This window comes from Terrabacter carboxydivorans (genome assembly GCF_039532035.1).
Classification (GTDB): Bacteria; Actinomycetota; Actinomycetes; order Actinomycetales; family Dermatophilaceae; genus Terrabacter; species Terrabacter carboxydivorans.
Window position 1 is genome coordinate 304,525 of record NZ_BAAARE010000003.1, and the last position, 14,959, is coordinate 319,483.

At 72.1% G+C, this 14,959-nt stretch carries 15 protein-coding genes; 5 read left to right on the forward strand and 10 right to left on the reverse strand.

Features of this window, described 5'->3' with window-relative positions:
* Positions 1 to 22: 22 nt before the first annotated feature.
* From ABD297_RS05135 to ABD297_RS05160, 6 genes are all read right to left on the reverse strand, one after another.
* Positions 23 to 2,083: a lysophospholipid acyltransferase family protein gene (locus tag ABD297_RS05135; protein ID WP_344253599.1), complete on the reverse strand. Its 2,061-nt coding sequence runs from the start codon at positions 2,081 to 2,083 to the stop codon at positions 23 to 25.
* Entirely contained in the window at positions 2,080 to 3,126 is a 1,047-nt protein-coding gene (locus tag ABD297_RS05140) for an NAD-dependent epimerase/dehydratase family protein (protein WP_344253601.1), read from the reverse strand. Before ABD297_RS05140 ends, ABD297_RS05135 begins: the two co-directional genes overlap by 4 nt.
* A gap of 298 nt (positions 3,127 to 3,424) precedes the next feature.
* Complete coding sequence (locus ABD297_RS05145; RefSeq protein WP_003792170.1) at positions 3,425 to 3,523, reverse strand: 30S ribosomal protein bS22; 99 nt, start codon at positions 3,521 to 3,523, stop codon at positions 3,425 to 3,427.
* Positions 3,524 to 3,769: 246 nt separating this feature from the next.
* Positions 3,770 to 3,970 (reverse strand): helix-turn-helix domain-containing protein, encoded by a 201-nt coding sequence (locus ABD297_RS05150; protein ID WP_030195773.1) that lies wholly within the window; start codon positions 3,968 to 3,970, stop codon positions 3,770 to 3,772.
* Positions 3,971 to 4,165: 195 nt separating this feature from the next.
* Entirely contained in the window at positions 4,166 to 5,482 is a 1,317-nt protein-coding gene (gene aspS / locus ABD297_RS05155; protein ID WP_344253604.1) for an aspartate--tRNA(Asn) ligase, read from the reverse strand.
* Positions 5,483 to 5,937: 455 nt separating this feature from the next.
* Positions 5,938 to 7,134, reverse strand: a complete 1,197-nt coding sequence (locus ABD297_RS05160; protein WP_344253605.1) for an acetoin utilization protein AcuC — start codon at positions 7,132 to 7,134, stop codon at positions 5,938 to 5,940.
* 50 nt (positions 7,135 to 7,184) lie between these two features.
* Between ABD297_RS05160 and ABD297_RS05165 the strand changes: the two genes are divergently transcribed.
* A complete protein-coding gene (locus ABD297_RS05165) occupies positions 7,185 to 7,853 on the forward strand; it encodes a potassium channel family protein (protein WP_344253634.1) in 669 nt (222 codons plus the stop codon).
* A gap of 128 nt (positions 7,854 to 7,981) precedes the next feature.
* Here ABD297_RS05165 and ABD297_RS05170 read toward each other — a convergent pair whose 3' ends face one another.
* From ABD297_RS05170 to ABD297_RS05185, 4 genes are all read right to left on the reverse strand, one after another.
* On the reverse strand, positions 7,982 to 8,518 hold the full coding sequence (locus ABD297_RS05170; RefSeq protein WP_344253607.1) for a GNAT family N-acetyltransferase: 537 nt from the start codon (positions 8,516 to 8,518) through the stop codon (positions 7,982 to 7,984).
* 91 nt (positions 8,519 to 8,609) lie between these two features.
* A complete protein-coding gene (locus ABD297_RS05175; protein ID WP_344253609.1) occupies positions 8,610 to 9,113 on the reverse strand; it encodes a GNAT family N-acetyltransferase in 504 nt (167 codons plus the stop codon).
* A 15-nt stretch (positions 9,114 to 9,128) separates the two neighbouring features.
* Positions 9,129 to 9,935 carry a pyrroline-5-carboxylate reductase gene (gene proC, locus ABD297_RS05180; RefSeq protein ID WP_344253611.1) on the reverse strand — a complete coding sequence of 269 codons (807 nt, stop codon included), beginning with the start codon at positions 9,933 to 9,935 and terminating at the stop codon, positions 9,129 to 9,131.
* Positions 9,936 to 9,948: 13 nt separating this feature from the next.
* Positions 9,949 to 10,899, reverse strand: coding sequence for a proline dehydrogenase family protein (locus ABD297_RS05185; RefSeq protein WP_344253614.1), 951 nt, complete (start codon positions 10,897 to 10,899; stop codon positions 9,949 to 9,951).
* Between the two features lie 136 nt (positions 10,900 to 11,035).
* Between ABD297_RS05185 and ABD297_RS05190 the strand changes: the two genes are divergently transcribed.
* From ABD297_RS05190 to ABD297_RS05205, 4 genes are all read left to right on the forward strand, one after another.
* A complete protein-coding gene (locus ABD297_RS05190) occupies positions 11,036 to 11,830 on the forward strand; it encodes a maleylpyruvate isomerase N-terminal domain-containing protein (RefSeq protein ID WP_344253615.1) in 795 nt (264 codons plus the stop codon).
* Between the two features lie 121 nt (positions 11,831 to 11,951).
* Entirely contained in the window at positions 11,952 to 13,259 is a 1,308-nt protein-coding gene (locus tag ABD297_RS05195) for an alpha-hydroxy-acid oxidizing protein (protein WP_344253617.1), read from the forward strand.
* Positions 13,260 to 13,335: 76 nt separating this feature from the next.
* On the forward strand, positions 13,336 to 14,088 hold the full coding sequence (locus ABD297_RS05200; RefSeq protein WP_344253619.1) for an SAM-dependent methyltransferase: 753 nt from the start codon (positions 13,336 to 13,338) through the stop codon (positions 14,086 to 14,088).
* Positions 14,085 to 14,576, forward strand: a complete 492-nt coding sequence (locus ABD297_RS05205) for a nucleoside deaminase (RefSeq protein WP_344253621.1) — start codon at positions 14,085 to 14,087, stop codon at positions 14,574 to 14,576. The genes ABD297_RS05200 and ABD297_RS05205 overlap by 4 nt, the downstream gene beginning before the upstream one ends.
* The last annotated feature ends 383 nt before the right edge of the window (positions 14,577 to 14,959 follow it).

Here is a 14,959-nt window from a genome sequence, read left to right on the forward strand (position 1 = left end):
AGCGCCCGGACCCGCGACGTCGTCAGATGAAGACGGACTTGCGCTGCATGAGCAGGCTGTACAGCGTCTGCTGGATCGTCTCGCGCACCTGGTCGGTGAGGTCGAAGACGAGCATGGGGTCATCGGCCGCCTCGGGCCCGAAGCTCGTGGTCTCGATGGGAGGCCCGAACTCGATGAGCCACTTGCTCGGCAGCGGCACCATGCCGAGCGGTCCGAGCAGCGGAAATGTCGGCGTGATCGGGGCGTAGGGCAGCCCGAGCAGTCGGGCGACGGCCGGCATGTTGCCGAGGATGGGGTAGATCTCCTCGGCACCGACGATCGAGACCGGGACGATGGGCACGCCGGCGCGCAGGGCCGCCGAGACGAAGCCGCCGCGTCCGAAGCGCTGCAGCTTGTAGCGCTCGCTGAACGGCTTGCCGACTCCCTTGAAGCCCTCCGGCCAGACCCCGACGAGCGCTCCGCTGCTCAGCAGCCGCTCCGCGTCCGAGTTGGCCGCGAGGGTCGTGCCGGACCGGCGTGCCATGGCGCCGACGAACGGCATCTGGAAGACGAGGTCGGCGCCGAGCATCCGCAGGTGGCGGTGGCGCGGGTGCTCGTCGTAGACGGCCACCTGGGTCATGAGCGAGTCCATGGCGATCGTGCCGGAGTGGTTGCCGACGACGAGCGCGCCACCCTCGTCGGGGATGTTCTCGATGCCGCGCACCTCGACGCGGAACCACTTCTTGTAGAACGGCCGCAGCAGGGGCAGGTGGACGTTGACGGTGTAGTCCTCGTCGAAGCCGAACTCGTCGACGACGTAGTCGCCCGTCAGGCGGCGGCGCAGGTAGGCGAGGGTCTCGGCGACCTGGCGCTCCGCCTCCTCGGCCGGCACGCCCGCCGACGTCGCGGCGGCGCGCAGCACGTTGACGGCGAGCTCGACGAGCTCGGCCGGCCCGGGCCGGGACTCCGAGGAGAACTCCGCCCCCTCGAGCACCGCGCCGACGAGCTTCTCGGCGCGCGACTGCAGTCCCGAGGTCAGCGCGTGCTCCCAGCCACCTGCGCCGGCCTCCTGGGTATGCCGTGTGTCCGGGTCGGCGACGTGGCTCTCGTCGTGCGTCGGGGTCGGCGGGGTGGAAGGGACGGCGCGCAGACGGGCGGGCTCCCCCGGGGAGGCCCGGCGCGTCGAGCGCACGGAGGCCCGGCTGGGCCGCGGCCGGCTGCGGGGCGGGGTGGGCTCGGCGGGGAGCACGTCGGCGGGGTCGTCGGCTTCGGGGGCCTCGGCGACCTCCAGGATCTCGGGGACCTCGGGCTCGGCGACCTCGCCCGTCTCGTCCGCGGCGACGGAGGTGACGGGGGTGTCGGACGTGTCCCGTCTGGTCGACGCGCCGGCGGTCGGGGCCTGCTCCCGGGTCGTCCCTGACGACCCGGTCTCGAGCCCTGTCTCGAGCCCTGTCTCGGGCTCGGTGGGGCCTTCGGTCACCGCCGAGACGACCTCGTCGGCCGGGGCCCCGACGGCGCGGCGGCGCGCCGCGCTCAGCTCGACCGGGGCGGTGGGGATGAGGGGCGTGCCGCTGCGACGGCGGCGCTCCCCCGACGCGCGGGCCGCGCCGGCCGCGAAGGCACCGCGGGCTGGTCGCGCCGATGCCCCTGACTGCGTCTTCGCCGGCTCGGGAGTGGACTGGTGCGCGGACTGGTGCGTGGACCCGGCGGACGTGGCTGAAGCGGTGGAGGCGCCGGACGCCCTGGTGGCCGCGTCGACGGAGGCGACAGTCCGCTTCGAGGCCGGCTTCTTCCTCGCCTCGGCCTTGGCGGACGCCTTCTTGGCTGCCGCCTTGCCGGAGCGTTTCTTGTCGGCGGGCTTCCTCTCGGCGGCCGTCTTCGCAGCGGCCTTGGCCGCGGGCTTCCCGGCCGCGGGCTTCCGGGCCGCCGACGTCCCGGTCGAGGACGTGCCGGTCGACGACTTCTTGGTCGAGGACGTGCCGGTCGACGACTTCTTGGTCGAGGACTTGGCGGCAGCCCTGGCGGAGGGCTTTGCCGCCGAGGGAGTGGAGGCAGGCGTGCTGCCCGACGTCTCCGCGGCGGCCTTGCTCGGGTCGGCGGTCACGGCTGGATCCTGTCGAAGACTCGGGAGAGCGCCGCGGCAGTGCCGCCCGCGGCGTCGCTGACGACCTCGCCCACGCCCTCGACCCCGGGCACGGCAGGTCGCAGGTGACGGGCGTAGTCCTCGAAGGCAGCACGGGTGGTGAAGTGCGGCTCGAACTCGAGCACCGATCGCATGCGCGCCGTGTCGAGCCCCCGACCGAAGGCGAGGAAGGTCAGCTGGTCGGACGAGAAGTCGGCGAAGCCGCTGCGCCGCACGATGTTGCCGATGACGCCGGCGGCCTGGAGCGGCACCGGGATGACCGGGCGCCGCGCGATGGCGGTGCACTGCGTGACGGTGAGGAAGCCGTCGCCGGCGACGTTGACGATGCCGGCGGCCGGACCGGTGGTGGCCAGGATCATCGCGGCCGTCGCGTCGTCCTCGTGGATGAACTGGAACCGTGCGTCGTAGCCGAGCGGGATGGGCACGAGCGGCAGCGAGAAGTAGTCGGTGATGGCGGTGTGGATGCTCGGGCCGACGACGTTGGCCAGGCGCAGCATCGTGATCTCGACGTCGGGACGGCGCCGGGAGAAGCCGCGCACGTAGCCCTCGACCTCGACGGAGTCCTTGCCGAAACCGGTCCGCGGCAGGGTCTTGGGGTTCATGTCCTCGGTGAACATGGCGGGGTCGCGCGGAGACGAGCCGTAGACGGCGGCCGAGGACTTCACGACGAGACGCGAGACCGACTCGGACTTCTGGCACGCAGCGAGCAGCTGCATCGTGCCGATGACGTTGATCTCCTTCTGCGTCACGCGGCCGCCGGTGTCCTTGGGCGTCGCGATGACGTTCATGTGCACGACGGTGTCGACGCCGGCCTGCGCCATGATGCGCCCGATCATCGGGTTGCGGATGTCGGCACGCACGAACTCGGCCCGCCCGATCGAGTGCTTCGGCGGCACGACGTCGACACCGAGGATCCGCTCGATGGACGGGTCGGTCGACAGCCGGCGGGCGTAGAGGCCACCGAGGTAGCGAGACACGCCCGTGACGAGGACGACCTTGGCCATCGGCTCCTCCTGTCATCGGTCGGTGCTGACACGTCGTGCTCAGGCCGTACCCCGGTGCTGCGGGGCGGTGGGTCGGCATGCGCTGCGGAGGAGACCTCGCTCCCCCGCCCTCGCAGCCTACCGAGAGCGTGTGAGGTTCGTACCCGTGCGGGGGGTCGCGGCGTCCGATGTGTCGAGCCTCTCGCCGGAGGCCACCGGCTGCGAGGAAGGCTGGGGACCGCGGGAACGCGAACGACCCCCACCACTGGTGAGGGTCGAGAGCGTGCGGAACGAGGCCGCTGGTCCTGAGCTGGTCAGGTCACTTCTTGTTGCGACGCTGGTGACGCGTCTTGCGCAGCAGCTTGCGGTGCTTCTTCTTCGCCATCCGCTTGCGGCGCTTCTTGATGACAGAACCCATGTTTGTCCTTGTCGTGAGTCTTGAGACTTGTCCTGGAACTGAGCTGGTGCCGACCTGCGTCGACACCCTCGCAGGAGGGTAGGTCGAACTTCACGAGCCGAACAGGGTTCACAGACTAGCGCGTGCCCCGCCTCTAGCCCAAAAGCAGATCTGCCCGGACACCGGCCCCCCGCGTGCACGAATGCCGAGGGGGCGGCCGGACCAGGTGGTCGCGGCCGCCCCCTCGGGTGCGTGATGACGCTGCTGTCACGCGGTGTCGATGAAGGACGTCTCCAGGTACTTGTGGACCGCATCCTCCGGAACCCGGAAGGAGCGGCCGACCCGTACGGCCGGAAGATCTCCGCCGTGGACGAGCCGGTAGACGGTCATCTTCGACACGCGCATGATCGAGGCGACCTCGGCGACGGTCAGAAACCGCACCTCGGCGAGCTGGCGCTCATTCGACATGTGTTACCCCGATCTTGAGTGGGTTTGCACCCGCGCGTCGACGGCTTCCCCTCCGGCGAAACTTCACGCAGGTGCAAGAAGCAACATTAGGGGCAGATGTGACTGGAGGGGAAGCGAACGTCGGAACGAATCGGTGACGCGCAACTCGACACGCCGATCCCGAACCTGTGGATGTTCCGGCCGGTCCGCGACAGGTCATGGCTCCAGGCGGTGCAGGTCTCGGGGGAAGAGCGTCACCTCGCGGATGTTCTCCGCCCCGGTCAGCCGCCCGACCCACCGCTCCAGCCCGATGGCGAACCCGCCGTGCGGAGGCATGCCGTGGGCGAAGGCGTCGAGGTAGCCGGCGAGCACAGCCGGGTCGGTGCCCGTGCGCGCCATGGCCGCCGCGTAGTCCGACGGCCGGTGCAGCCGTTGCCCGCCGGTCGTCAGCTCGAGCCCGCGGAAGAGCAGGTCGAAGCTGTTGCTCCACCGCTCGTCACCGGGCTGCGGGTGCGTGTAGAAGGGTCGCTTGCCCATCGGGTAGCCCTCCACCGCAAGGAAGTCCGAGTCGTATGCCGTCGTGGCCCACTCGCTGAGCGCCCGCTCGTGGGCGGGGCTGAGGTCGGGCTCGTCCAGGTCGGCGCCGACCTTGGCGAGCGCGTCGCTGAAGTGGATGACGGGGAACTCCTCGGGCACCCGGGGCAGCTCGACGCCCAGGAGCGCAGCGGCGTCGCCGGCATACTCCCCGATGGCCTCGACCATGCCCGCGATCGCGGCGCGGAGGACGGTGAGGACGTCGCGGTGGTCGCGGACGAAGCCGAGCTCGGCGTCGAGCGAGGTGTACTGCGCGAGGTGGCGCACCGTGTCGTGCGGCTCGGCGCGGAAGACCGGGCCGACCTCGAAGACCCGCTCGAAGACCCCGACCAGCATCTGCTTGTAGAGCTGCGGGCTCTGCGCGAGGTAGGCGGTCCGGCCGAAGTAGTCGACGGTGAAGACGTTGGCGCCCGACTCGGTGGCGGTGCCGACGAGCTTGGGCGTCGCGATCTCGGTGAAGTCGAGCGCGCCGAGGGCCTCGCGGAAGCCGCGCATCGAGGCGCTCGCGATCTGCCACGCGGCCCGGTGCCGGGGGTGGCGCAGGGTCACGGCGGCATGGTCGAGGTGCGTCGGCAGGCCGGCGCCGAAGGTGGGGCGCCACAGCTCGGTCGGCGGGGCGAGGGCCGGCTCGGTGAGCGCCGTGATCACCGGCTCGACGAGCTCGGCGCCGCCGGGGGCGGACTCGTTGGCGCAGACGACGCCGGTCACCTCGACGACGGTCTCCTCGGGCAGCCTGGCGAGCTGCTCGACGGTCGAGGGGTCCTTGACGACGACCTGGGCCAGGCCCGAACGGTCGCGCAGCACGAGGAACGTGACGCTCGCGAGGACGCGGCGGCGGTGGATCCACCCGGCGAGCGTGGCGCGAGCGCCGGACTCGACCGAGCCGAGGTCTCCGGCGAGCACGCGCGGAGCACGGGTCGTGGATGGGTTTGGTTGCATTCCGTTCACCTCCAGAGGGTTGGTGCCCCGGAGGTGTGGGCGATGGGGAATGTCGCTGTGCCACCACACCTTCGCCGCCGCGGATCGCGGACGGCCTCTGGTCGTGCTCGGCTCAGGATCGTCAGGCCCGTCGTCGCCGTGCCGTCATGTTAGGCGCCCCAGCGCCGTAGGACCAACCGGTTTGCGTGCAAATCCCGAGCCCGTCGGCCGAGGCGCCGGCGTCGCCTGGACGAAGCGAAGCGAGCGAGGAACGAGCGAGCGAAGCGGAGGAAGGCGACGTCTGCAGGGCGCCGAGGCACGCGCGAAGCGAAGCGGAGCGCCAACAGCAGGCCGCATCGCCGGCGTCGCCTGGACGAAGCGAAGCGAGCGAGGAACGAGCGAGCGAAGCGGAGGAAGGCGACGGCTTCAGGGCGCCGAGGCACGCGCGAAGCGAAGCGCAGCGCAGCGCAGATATCTCAGTCGAAGTGGATGTCGAGACCGTGGAGCGGGAAGACGGCCGTGCGGGTGGCCATGACGGCGCGGTCGACCTCGCTGGCGGGGTCGTAGCCCATCTCCCATGAGCGCCACCAGAGCGGGCCGTCCTCGGCGGTGAGGTCGCCCATGCGGCGCGGGCCCGGGCGGCCGAAGACGTGCTCGACGTGGGAGCGCCAGTCCTCCGGGACGGGCACGGTGGTCTTGATGGGGGCGTGCGCGGCGATCGCGGTGAGGTGGGTCCACGTGCGGGGGACGACGTCGACGACCTCGTAGCCTCCGCCGCCGAGGGCCACCCAGCGGCCCTCGCACACGTCGTGGGCGAGCCGGTGCAGGGCGTCGGCAGCGGCGCGCTGGGCGTCGACGGTGACGGCGAAGTGCGCGAGCGGGTCCTCGGCGTGGGTGTCGCAGCCGTGCTGGGTGACGAGCACGTCGGGGCGGAACGCACGGACCAGGGGCATGACCACGGCGTGGATCGCCCGCAGCCAGCCGGCGTCGCTGAGCCCGGGCGGGAGCGCGACGTTGACGGCGCTGCCCTCGGCGTCCGGGCCGCCGACGTCGGTGGGCCACCCAGTGCCGGGGAAGAGCGCCCTGCCGGTCTCGTGGACGGAGATCGTCAGGACCCTCGGGTCGTCCCAGAAGATCCGCTCGACGCCGTCACCGTGGTGCACGTCGACGTCGACGTAGGCCACGCGCTCGGCGCCGTGGTCGAGCAGCCACTGGATGCCGACGGCGATGTCGTTGTAGACGCAGAAGCCGCTCGCCTTGTCGCGCATGGCGTGGTGCAGGCCGCCGGTGAAGTTCACCGCGTGCTCGGCCTCGCCCTCCCAGACGGCTCGAGCGCTGTCGACGGTGCCGGAGACGACCCGGGCGCTCGCGTCGTGCATGCCCTCGAAGGCGGGGTCGTCCTCGGTGCCCAGCCCGTAGGCGTCCTGGGCGGTCGACGGGTCGAGGGAGGCCGCCTTGACGGCGGCGACGTAGTCGTCGTCGTGGACGGTCGCCAGCAGCTCGTCCGGGGCCACGTCGGCGCCGACCACCTCGACACCCTCGACGTCGAAGACCCCGAGGGCCTCGCACAGGCGCGCCGTGAGGTCCAGACGGACGGGCGCCATCGGGTGGGTGGGGCCGAAGTTGTACCTCGTGAACGAGGCATCCCAGACGACCCGGGCCTGAGTTGGCATGATTGAGACGCTATCGCGGAAACGCGCACCGGATGACGGAGGTAACACGCATGGGCCGCAACCGGCTCTTCGAGGACGACGTGATCGTCATCGGGCTGGGACGCTTCGGCTCGGCCGTGGCTCTCGAGCTCACGAGGCTCGGTCACCGCGTCATCGCCGTCGAGCGCGACAACGCCATCGCCGAGAGCTACGTCAACAAGGTCTCCAAGGTCGTGCACGCCGACATGGCGCAGTCCTCGGGCCTGGAGATGATCCGTGCCGCGCAGCCGAAGATCGCCATCGTCGGCATCGGCTCCTCGGTCGAGTCGTCGGTGCTGGCGGCCGCCAACCTCGTCGACGCCGGCGTCCCGTCGATCTGGGCCAAGGCCCTCTCCCCCGAGCACAAGCGCATCCTCGACCGCATCGGCGTGCACCACGTCATCTCACCCGAGGCCGACTCGGGCCGCCGGGTGGCCCACCTCGTCAACGGCAAGCTGCTCGACTACATCGAGTTCGACGACGGCTTCGCCATCGTCAAGCTCAAGCCGCCGTCGGAGACGGTCGGCTTCACGCTCGAGCAGAGCTCGATCCGCCGCAAGTACGGCGTCACCGTCGTCGGCGTCAAGGCGCCGGGGGAGGACTTCACGTATGCCGTGCCGCAGACGAAGATCTCGGCGCACCACATGCTCATCGTCAGCGGCCCGGTCGAGCTGATCGAGCGCTTCGCGGCGCGCCCCTGACGGGTCGGCTTGGCCACCGGCCCGTCCACTCATCCGGCCACCGATCCGGCTGTCGCACAATCGAACCCACGTGCTCCCGGCATACGGGTCGGTGGGTTCGTCGTGTCCGGGGCGTCCGCCCGGGCGGCTCAGAGGCGCAGCAGTGGCCCGTTGTCGGAGCCGAGCGGGAGGACCATGGCGATCTCCTCCTCGCCGTCCTCCTCGCTGACGACGCCCATCGGCCGGCGGTAGTCGGTGGGGCGGAAGCCCATGCCGCTGGCGAACGCGACGGCCCGGCCGTTCTCCGTGCCGACCCAGTAGACGAGGTGAGAGTGGCCGCGCTGGGCGGCGAGCGAGGCGCCGTCCTTGACGAGCCTCGTCGCCACGCCTGAACCGCGGGCCTCCGGGCGCACCCAGAGCCCGAAGAGCTCCCCGGCAGCGTCCTCGCTGCCCTTGGCGGCGCCGATGCTGACGACACCCACGGCCTGGCCCTCGCGCTCGGCGACGAGTCGTGCGGAGCGCTGCATGCGCTCACGCCAGAAGTCCTCGTCGTAGCCCTCCTCCTGCTCGACCGTGGCCACGAACGCCTCGGGCGACTCACGGAGGGCGGCGAGACGGACGGAACGGTAGTCCTGCCAGTCATCCTCGCCGAGGGGACGCACGGTGATGTCGTTCGTGGCGCTCATGGGTCCACCTTCGCACGACAGGCGCACCGGCCGCACCCGCGGACCGGTGAACGTTCGGTGCACCGCGGGACCGGCTGCCCGAGAGGCGGACTCAGAGGCGGTGCGTCATCTCGATCTCGCGCAGGTCGGGGCGACGAGGGTGGTCGTGGACGGCACCGGTGCGCACGAACCCGCACCGCGCGTACAACGCCTCGGCGGCGACGTTCGAGCTCGCCACCTCGAGGACGACCTCGGACTTGCCGAGGCGGCGCGCCTCGTCCAGGACGGCGCGCACGAGCGCCTCACCGACACCGCGGCCACGGGCGCGCGGGGAGACGTACATCCCGAACAGCGTTGCCGTCGTTGCCCGCTCGGGCTCCCAGTGCGACCCGAGACCGGCACTCCCGAGCACACCATCGGCGTCACGTGCCTGCACGAGCCACACCCCTTCGATGCGCTCGCGCCAGTCCGCCTCCTCGTAGACGGCCTCGTCGGCGTAGGTGAACCAGAAGGCGTCGGGCGCGTCCTCCAGCATCTCGAGGCGCACGTCGCGGTGCGACTCCCAGTCATCGGGGGTGACGGGGTGGAGGTGCAGGGCGGGGTGCGGGTCGGCCATCACCCCACAGTGCCCTCAGACCTGGCCGGATGCCAGCTCTTTGGACCGCGCGGCCGCGGCCTCGATGGCCGTCACGAAGGCGGCGCGCACCTTGTGGTCGTCGAGCTGGCGCAGCGCCGCGACGGTCGTGCCGCCCGGGGAGCTGACCTGCTCGCGCAGCACCGTCGGGTGCTCCTTGGTCTCCTTGAGCATCGTGGCGGCCCCGTAGAGCGTCTGGACGACGAGCTCGGTGGCGGTGGCGCGTGGCAGGCCCAGCACGACGCCGGCCTCGATCATCGCCTCGACCACGTAGAAGATGTAGGCCGGACCGCTGCCGGAGATCGCCGTGACGGCGTCGAGGTGCTTCTCGGGCAGGCGCACCACCTTGCCGCACGAGCTGAGCAGCTCCTCGGCCTCGGACAGGTGGTCGTCGGTGCAGTGGCGGCCGGGCGAGATGCCGGCCATGCCCTGGTCGACCAGTGCCGGGGTGTTGGGCATGACGCGGATGACCGACGTGCCCTCGGGCAGCCGGGACTCGAGGAACTCCGTGGTGATGCCGGCCGCGAGGGAGACGACCGCGTTGCCGGGGGCCACGTGGTCGTGGATCTCGTCGAGGAGCGCGGCCATGTCCTGCGGCTTGACGCACAGCACGAGGGTGTCGGCGACGTCAGCCGCGTCAGGGTTGGCCATGACGCGCACGCCGTACCGCTCGGCGAGCGCGTTGACCTTGTCGGGCGAGCGTCCGGTGACGACGAGGTCGCCGGGGGTGCGGCCCGAGCGGATGAGGCCCGAGACGAGGGTCTCGCCCATCACGCCCGCACCGAAGATCGCCGTCGTCGTCATCGTTGCTCCTCGCTCAGCTCTTCGTCGCGACGCCGCGGAGGAAGAACATGACGTTGGCCGGCTTCTCGGCCATGCGGCGCATGAGGTAGCCGTACCACTCCTGGCCGTACGGGATGTAGACGCGCATCTGGTCGCCGCGGTCGGCGATGCGCTTCTGCTCCTCGGGCCGGATGCCGTAGAGCATCTGGTACTCGAACGACCTCGGGTCGCGGCCGGCCTGGCCCGCGAGCGCGCCGGCGATCTCGATCAGGCGGGGGTCGTGGGAGGCGACCATCGGGTAGCCCTCGCCCTGCATGAGGATCTTGAGGCAGCGCACGTAGGACTTGTCGACCTCGGCGCCGGACTGGAAGGCGACGGACTCGGGTTCCTTGTAGGCGCCCTTGCACAGGCGCACGCGGGAGCCGGCGTGCGCGAGGTCCCGGCAGTCGGCCTCGGTGCGGTAGAGGTAGGCCTGCAGCACCGCGCCGACGGTCGGGAAGTCGGCCCGCAGCTCACGCAGCGCGTCGAGCGTGAGGTCGGTCGTCGTGTGGTCCTCCATGTCGAGGGTCACGGTCGTGCCGGCCTGCCTGGCCAGCTCGCAGATCTCTCGGGCGTGGTCGAGGGCGATCGCGTTGCCGTCGCCGGGGAGCGCCTGGCCGAGGGCGCTGAGCTTGAGGGAGACCTCGACGGTGCCGCCCTCGGTGAGGCCCTCGTCCCGAAGGGCGGTGAGCAGGGAGACGTAGGCGTCGCGGGTGTGCCGCGCCTGCGCCAGGTCCGTCGTGTCCTCGCCGAGGTAGTCGATGGTCGAGCGCCGACCGGAGGCCGCGATCTCGGACGCCGCACCGACGACGTCGGCGCGGTCCGCCCCGGGCACGAAGCGCTTGACCACCGAGCGCGACACGGGCGCCTTCTCGATGACGTCTCGGATCTTCTCCTGCTTGGACAGCTGCAGGAGCGAGTTGCGCAGCAGGTCGCTGGCGTCCACGGGGGCCTCCGGATGGTGCGTGGGTTGTCGCTCGGATGACGGCGGCGGACGGTGGTGACCGTCCCGCCGGGCAAATCTACCGCCGCCGCCCCGCCCCGCCCGTCCGCGGGGGAACGCGTGCGGCACACTCGCTGACATGCCTCGACCCAGCGCGGCGCCCGGACCGCTCGACCTGTCCCTCGACGAGCTCGGCGAGGCGCTCGGCGCCGCCTCGACGGTGCTGCGTGCCAACGCCGTGGCGGCCGGGCTCGACGCGCCGGTCCCGACCTGCCCGGGCTGGACCGTGCTCGACCTCGTCGCCCACCAGGGCATGGTCCACCGGTGGGCCGCCAGCCACCTGCGCGGCCGACCGATCGAGCCACCCGAGCCGCTCGAGCAGGAGGGGCGCGCGTCCGCCGACCCGCTGGGCTGGTTCGACGAGGGCGCGACGGCCCTGCTGCAGGCCGTCGTCGACGCCCCCGACGACCTCGAGGCCCTCGTCTTCCTCCGGGACGCGCCCGCCCCCCGCCTCTTCTGGACGCGTCGGCAGTGCCACGAGACCACGATCCACGCCGTCGACGCGCTCGCTGCACGCCTGCGCCGGCCGCCCCGGGCCGACGAGACGTGGATCCGGCGGCCGGTCGCGCTCGACGTCATCGACGAGCTCCTCGTCGGGTTCGTGACCCGCCGGAAGGAGGGCGCGGCGCCGGGAGCCCCGACGACGCTGCTCGTGCGACCCGACGGCTCCGAGGTCGCGTGGCTCGTCGACCTCGCGACGGGGCGCCCGGTCTCGACGCGCCGGGTCGACGCGAGCTCGCCGGAGGCCGCCGCGGACCACACCCTCGCCGGCGACCCGATCGAGCTCTACCTCCGGCTCTGGAGCCGCAGCGGCGCCGACCCGGTCGACGACCTCGAGCGCTGGTGGCGCGAGACCATCTCGGTCACATGGTGACCTGCGTGACCTCGGTCCCCGGCGACCTTCGACCGAGCCGGACGACGCACGGGTAGCAGGATGGGGGGCAGCCGCCGACCGCACCGACGCGGACGGCGCCCACGCGACCGGAGGAGCACGTATGCCGCCAGCACCCAGGCCGCCGGAGGGCATCGGGCGGATCGCGCAGGCGGCGATCTACCGGGCCGGCGCCTTCGGTCGACGGCCGAAGGTCCCCACCGACGGCACCCGCCTCGAGGCCGCGGCGCGCAAGGTCATGTCGAGGCGCGGGTTCGCCTACGTCGCAGGGTCGGCCGGATCCGAGGCGAGCGCCGACGCCAACGTGACGGCCTTCGCCCGGTGGCGCGTCGTGCCGCGCCTGCTCGTCGACACGACCGAACGCGACACGTCCGTCGAGCTCTTCGGACGGCGGCACGAGAGCCCGCTGCTCGTCGCTCCCGTCGGCGTGCTGTCGATGGCCGACGACGAGGCCGACCTCGCCGTCGCGCGGGGCGCCCGCGACCAGCACGTCACCCAGATCCTCAGCACCCAGGCCTCGGTCCCCATGGAGGACGTGGCCCGCGCCCTCGGAGGCTCGGGGCACTGGTACCAGCTCTACTGGAGCAGCGATGACGACCTCGTCGAGAGCCTCGTCTCGCGAGCCGAGGCGTGCGGCAGCGAGGCGCTCGTCGTCACGCTCGACATGGCATACCTCGGCTGGCGTCCACGCGACCTCGACCTCGGGCACCTGCCGTTCGCCCGCGGCGAGGGGATCGCCCAGTACACGTCCGACCCCGTGTTCCAGCGGCTCGTTCGCGAGCGCGTGGCCGCCGCGGCGGCCACGCCCGCCGCGCGTCCCCGACCGACCGCGGGCGCGGTGTCCACCCTCGTGGCGATGAGCCGCAACCACCCCGGAGACACGCGCCGCAACCTCACCGCGCCCGAGCCGCGGGCCGCGGTCGAGACGTTCCTCGACGTGTTCAGCCGGCCGTCGCTGACCTGGGACGACCTGCCGCGGCTACGGTCCCTGACGAGCCTGCCCATCGTGCTCAAGGGGATCCTGCACCCCGACGACGCGCGCCGCGCCCTCGACGCTGGGGTCGACGGCATCTACGTCTCCAACCACGGCGGCCGCCAGGTCGACCGGTCCGTCGCGGCCCTCGACGCCCTTCCCGGCGTCGTCGAAGCGGTGCGCGGTGCCGGGTCGAGCGCGCCCGTCATCTTCGACAGCGGGATCCGTTGCGGAGCAGACATCTTCGTCGCGCTGGCGCTCGGAGCGACCGCGGTCGGCATCGGTCGACCACACGTCTACGGGCTCGCTCTCGCCGGCGCCGAAGGAGTGTCCGAGGTGCTGCGCAACCTCCGTGCGGAGCTCGACCTCCAGCTGGCACTGACCGGCTGCACGTCGCTCGCGGACCTCTCCCCCGAGCGCCTCGTCCGCGCCTGCTGACGCACGCCCGACGGGAGGGGCGCCGCACCGTGAAACGGGCTCGACGGCATACGTCGTCGTCCCGGAGGATCGAGGCATGCCCGCCCTCGACCACCTGACCCGCGAGGCCTTCCCCAGGTCCTCGAAGTACGACGCCAAGTGGCTCGTCGACCTCGACATGGGGCCGCACCCCTTGTGGCTCCTCGAGGACCTCGCCACCGACCTCGAGCTGCGTCCCGGCATGCGGGTGCTCGACCTCGGGTCGGGCCTCGGGGCGACGTCGGTCTTCCTCGCCCGCGAGTACGGCGTGCACGTCATCGCCGCCGACCTGTGGGTCGACCCGACCGCTGCCGCCGGGGTGTTCCGCAAGGAGGGGGTGGACGACCAGGTCCTGCCGATGCGCGTCGACGCCCACGCCCTGCCCTTCGGCCGTGGCAGCTTCGACGCCATCGTCAGCATCGACGCGTGGGAGTACTTCGGCACCGGCGACCACTACCCGCCCTACCTGGCCACCTTCCTCAAGCCCGGCGGCCAGCTCGGCATCGCGACGCCCGCCCTGACGACCGAGGTGCGCGAGCTCGGCGAGATCCCCGACCACATCGACCGCGTCGTCGGTGCCGAGACGGCTGCCTGGCACACGGCCGACTGGCTGCGCAGCCAGTGGGAGTTCAGCCGTGCCTTCACCGCGGTCACGGCGCGCAACCAGGTCGACGCGTGCGCCAACTGGCTGCTCTGGGAGCGTGCCGTCATGGAGCTCAAGGGCCAGCCGACCTCACCCGTCCAGTCGATGCTCGAGGCGGACGGCGGCGCCTTCGTCACCTTCGCGCTCGTCACCGGGAGGGTGGCATGAGCATCGGGCCCGTCGACCTCGGCCACCTGCGCCGGGCCGTCGAGCTGGCCCGCCTGGCGCTCGAGCGCGGCGACGAGCCGTTCGGGTCGGTGCTCGTCTCCGGCTCCGGCGACGTGCTCTTCGAGGACCACAACCACGTGATCGCCCTCGAGGCCACCCAGCACCCCGAGCTCGCCATCGCCCGCTGGGCCGGCGCGCACCTGAGCGCCGACGAGCGCGCCGCCGCCACCGTCTACACCTCGGGCGAGCACTGCCCGATGTGCTCGGCCGCGCACGCCTGGGTCGGCCTTGGCCGGATCGTGTATGCCGTGAGCTCGGCCCAGCTGGGCGCGTGGCGGTCCGCGTGGGGTGCGCCGAACTCCCCGGTCGCGCCGCTCTCGATCCGCGAGGTGGTGCCGGGGGCCGTCGTCGACGGCCCTGCTCCTCAGCTCGAGGACGAGGTCCGAGACCTCCACCGCCGCTTCGCCCACGCCCACCCCACCCGCTGACCCCGCCACCCGCGCGCCAACTCAGCCCGGGCGCAACCCGCGAGCCAGGTCCCGACCGACTCCGCACGCCAACTCAGCCCCGGCGCAACTCGAACCTGCGACGCGGCAGAACCGGCACGCCAACCCAGCCCCGGCGCAACTCCCGCCCTCAACGCCGCAGAACCCGCACGCCAACCCAGCCCCGGCGCAACTCCCGCCCTCAACGCCGCAGAACCCGCACGCCAACTCAGCCCCGGCGCAACTCCCGACCTCAGACTGAACCGCTCCGGGTTTAGTGGAGGCTGGGTTGTGCCGACTCGGCGGTGTCCGTGTCGGTGTTCTGACGGTAGTACTGCTCCTCGTACTCGGCCGGGGGAACGTCGCCGCACCAGGAGTGCAGCCGG